2 protein-coding genes are annotated in these 3175 nt (G+C 34.2%); both read right to left on the reverse strand.

The genetic code is table 11. The features are described from left to right. Positions 1-233 precede the first annotated feature (233 nt). A complete protein-coding gene (locus AFK68_RS04625) occupies positions 234-488 on the reverse strand; it encodes a PD-(D/E)XK nuclease family transposase (RefSeq protein ID WP_371357232.1) in 255 nt (84 codons plus the stop codon). A gap of 137 nt (positions 489-625) precedes the next feature. Further along, on the reverse strand, positions 626-2767 hold the full coding sequence (locus AFK68_RS04630; RefSeq protein WP_094671785.1) for a pentapeptide repeat-containing protein: 2142 nt from the start codon (positions 2765-2767) through the stop codon (positions 626-628). Between the last annotated feature and the right edge of the window lie 408 nt (positions 2768-3175).

Here is a 3175-nt window from a genome sequence, read left to right on the forward strand (position 1 = left end):
GCCCTAGATATATATTTGGTGAAGTAATTATTCATTATTAATTGCTGATAACTGATAACTGATAACTAATAACTGAAAAGAACGACCTTGATAATTTTTGCGTGGTTGTTTAGATGAATGAATTAGCATAATTATTTACCCCTGAAAAATTAATTAGAAAATTTATTTACTACTCGGTCGAGATTTCCTGTAGGGGCAAACGGCCGTTTGCCCCTACAACAATTGAATAATTACTAAGAAGATGAATTTTCCTCTAACCAATTTTCTAAATCTGCCAAAACTGCTTTGACATCCAAAGTAGGGGCGAATGGCCATTCGCCCCTACTCAATTGATCGGGATTATAGGGATTAACAATTGTGAGAGATTGAATGACTTTTTCCCCTCCATAAATTATGGCATTGAGAAAACTAATTAAAATGTCTGTACTCTGTTCCGAACCGAATATTTTTTTAAAGGCATAATCAATTTTGGGGCTGATAAATTTCATAGTAATTTGTCTCCTTTGATAATTAATAGAGGTACATTACTCGCGGGCAAGATGCCTATAAATAACTGTTAACTATTTTCCTCAAAATTTCCTGTAGGGGCAAAAGGCCGTTTGCCCCTACAACAATTGAATAATTACTATGAGGATGAATTTTCCTGTAACCAATTTTCTAAATCTGCCAAACTATTAAAATTTAAAAATACCTTGACCAAACTTTCTAAATTTGCCAAAGGTAGAGTTTCTATCCGATATTTAATATTTTCAGACACTTCTCCAAAACGTTGAGTTATTAAAACCATAACTATAAAAATTGCTTCTTTAATTCTTCCTTGCTCTTCCGCATAAATTATCCGCTCTTTTTCATCTTGCATTGTTCTTTCTAGACGCTCAACTATTGACTGATAACTGTTAACTGATAACTGATAACTGAAAAAAGACATCATATCTTCACTTTGCTGATGAGATGTGGCAAATTTTTCCTCCTGACTAAGAGATTTATCCAAAGACTTTTCAGTTAATTTACCCACATCTTCTTGATAAAACTTAGTCAACTGCTGATGAATTTTTCCCTTACTCGCATCTTCAGGTACGCCAATTTTAATTATCACTATTCTATCCCCCTTATTTTCCATACTTTGAATCCTCAAAGTAACTCCTTCATTTTCTTTTTGCACCTGTTGAAAAGCAGACATAAAAGCTTTACCATTAATCCCATTACGGAAAATTAAATCTACAGTATGAAAATTTTCAGCAAATAAACTTGTAAAATCTCCCGCTGCAAAATTTCCACTACTAGGACGACGCTCTCTATCATTTGTTTGTGGTTTTTCCGACTCTAATAAATAGATATATTCCGACTCAACTTCATCCAAAATAGTGGTGTGATTAATATTCCAAGATTCTAAACAAACTCCTGTCATTTTTGCCTGGGTAAAATTAGTACCTATTGCCAAAACTTCTTTTAAATTTGCTCCATCTAAACAAGCACCTTCCAGAGCTGCTTCGCTCAAATCTGCTATTGTTAAATTGCTCCGAGTTAGGTCAGCATTTCTGAGATTTGCGCCTCGAAGATTCACACTTATATATTGTTGGTTTATACCATTTCCAGTTACTAACAATTCTCGAATTTTCGGGTCGATTAATATTGTGGTTCCGATTCTAGCAAATGTTAAATATTCGGCTTTGCGCCAGAGAGTATGAGTCACATTTGCTAATCTAAAATCTGTACTTTTTAGGCAGGCATTACTAAAGTTAGTCTCGGTAAGATTAGCATTTTTAAAACTCGTTCCTCCTATGGCTCCAATAGCAACAGCAAGTCGGCGAATAGTTAGATTATTTTCGTCTTCCGCTAAGATTTTTCTGGCAAGATAACTAGCTATTGAGATTAATAATATAGATATAGATATAGCTATTACATAAGTGCCAATACCTAAAACAACTCCCTTTGTAGGTTCCGAGCTAAATAAAAATGTTCCATAACGATCATCCATATTTCTTACGACACTTCCAGTAATAATAATCGTGAAAATTATTGACCAAGCTATGACTGAATTTTTCTGGTGTTTTTCTAATTTTATTTCAGCTAAAACAACTGCCAGACTTAGGGTGGTAATTAATACTAATATTGCTCCGAAAGAAATAATTAAACTGACAATTATACTAACGACTATATTTACAGAATCAGCGTCGGTTAGTAGGTTAGTTATTCCCTCAATAAGATTGCCACTTCGGAAAGCTTTTAACTCTTTTGAAAGTTCAATAATTTCTGGCGATGGAGGTCGATCGATTCCCAAAAATTTAAACCCTTTTGAGAGATTTCTTTCACTCATAGCAAAAGCTGCTAATACGGGAACTATCAATATTATTAGGGGGATGCCAGAGAATAAATATGCTAAAGTTTTTTTGATTCCTTGCCTAATTGTGACTAATAGTGAGCCAATGTTTATCAGTTCCAGGAGTAAAAAAATAAATAAACCGATGTGAATGGGAATAAGATTACTAGGTTTAGGAACAATAAATTTGAGAGGAATATAAACTGCTGTAAATGTGGCAAAAGCTGAAGTTGCCGAAAGGAAAAAAATCAAAATAGAAAGTATGATTTTCCAAGGTTTTGTTAATCCTGCTAAAGCATAGCTGAAGTTAGCACCTGTGAGATTGGCATTTGTGAAATTTGCACCTCTAATATCTGAGTAGGAAAAATCTTCATGGGAGAGGTATTGATTTTTAAAAGAACGACCTCGAAGATTTCTTCGGCGATAATTTTCTAGATAGTTTTCCATGATTTTTTGGTAATAAAAAATAGCCAGTAGGGGCGGGTTTTAGCAGAAATTTTCATGCTTACTCTAAGATTTACATAAACCNATGATTTTTTGGTAATAAAAAATAGCCAGTAGGGGCGGGTTTTAGCAGAAATTTTCATGCTTACTCTAAGATTTACATAAACCCGCCCTGTCCGACGGTGGGTTATATCATTCTGTGGGTTATATAATTGGGGGTGGGTTGATTTTACTTAATGTGAAAACTCGTTAAATTAACTGTGGAACCCGCCCCTACGGAACCTAATTCTCTAATGCAGTCCGGTGATAATTTTCAAGATAATTTTCCATGATTTTTTGGTAATAAAAAATAGCCAGTAGGGGCGGGTTTTAGCAGAAATTTTCATGCTTACTCTAAGATTTACATAAACC

The organism is Hydrocoleum sp. CS-953, from assembly GCF_002260545.1.
Classification (GTDB): domain Bacteria; phylum Cyanobacteriota; class Cyanobacteriia; order Cyanobacteriales; family Microcoleaceae; genus Trichodesmium.